This is a genomic window from Rhodoferax sp. RT5P35 (assembly GCF_056521385.1).
This window is the reverse complement of sequence record NZ_JBWMAX010000382.1, coordinates 1-1,018: the sequence shown is the minus strand read 5'-3', so window position 1 is coordinate 1,018 and position 1,018 is coordinate 1. Positions and strand designations below refer to the sequence as shown.

Below are 1,018 nucleotides of genomic sequence, written 5' to 3'. Positions count from 1 at the left end.
CGAGCTGCGCGCGGTGCGGGCCTTCAAGCAGGGCATGGCCCCGCTCGTGATTGCGCTGATGCTGGCCACCGGCTGGCTGCTGTCGAGTGCCCAGCATGGTTTGGTGCGTGATTGGCCGCTGTGGCTGTTGACGGGCCTGAGCGCACTGGTGGTGTGGCGCACCAAGGTGCACATTTTGTGGCTGCTGGGGGTTGGCGCGGCCCTGGGTGCGATGGGCTGGGTGTGAATCAGAAGCGCAGCCGGTAATACACCATGGGCCGACCCCGGCTCACGCGCAGCACCACCCGGTCGTTTTTGTTGAGCTGCATGCCCAAGGCCCCGCCCAGCTCAAACTGGATGCCGCGGGCACTGGCGGCGCTGAACTGCATCTCCAGCCGGGTGCTGTAGTTCATGGGGTTGGCGGTTTGGCTGGCAATGCCCGGCACAGGGTCGGGCCAGGAGCCCACCTGCTGCCACACCCCGATGCGCACGCGGCCCTGGCCCCGGTCGGCAGAGCGCCAATGCAGGCCCAGGTCCAATCCACCGGGGGTATGGCGCCCATCCCCTGCCAGGTTGTGCTGCCGGGCCGTCAACCCCACGCCCAGCCCAAAGCCCGCCCGGTCTGCGGGGCCGGACCAGCCAGTCAGGGTGAGGCGGGAATCGGGCCGTGCATCGGCACGCTGCAAGTTTGGCATGGACAGCGTGGCCAGCTCCAGCTGCGGAGCCCCTGCGGCGGCCTCGTCGGCATCCTGCGCCAACGCCCCTCCGTTGCAACACAGCAGGGCCAGCACCGCGCCAAAGCGTGGAGGCAAACGCACATCAGGGCAAAAAGCGGCTGTGGGCATGGCGGCGTACCGTGGTGGAGATACGTTCATTGTGCGGCAATCTGGCGATTTTTTCAGCCGACCAGATCCCAAAAAAGCCCATAAAAAATGGGCTTTTCAAAGGCTTAAAAAGTGGCGCCCAAAGCGGGTTAAAACTCTTTTACCAGCGAGTAGGTCAGCCCGGCCGTGCCCAGCAGGTCTACCTGGGCATTCCA

3 protein-coding genes are annotated in these 1,018 nt (G+C 65.5%); 2 read left to right on the top strand and 1 reads right to left on the bottom strand.

Annotated elements, in window-relative coordinates:
- A partial coding sequence (locus AC097L_RS26510; protein WP_479589667.1) for a chromate transporter occupies positions 1-226 on the top strand: 226 nt, incomplete at its 5' end.
- A gap of 1 nt (position 227) precedes the next feature.
- Here AC097L_RS26510 and AC097L_RS26505 read toward each other — a convergent pair.
- Entirely contained in the window at positions 228-824 is a 597-nt protein-coding gene (locus AC097L_RS26505) for a hypothetical protein (protein WP_479589666.1), read from the bottom strand.
- Between the two features lie 11 nt (positions 825-835).
- On the opposite strand from AC097L_RS26505, the gene AC097L_RS26500 reads away from it, so the two are divergent.
- A partial coding sequence (locus AC097L_RS26500; protein ID WP_479589665.1) for a hypothetical protein occupies positions 836-1,018 on the top strand: 183 nt, incomplete at its 3' end.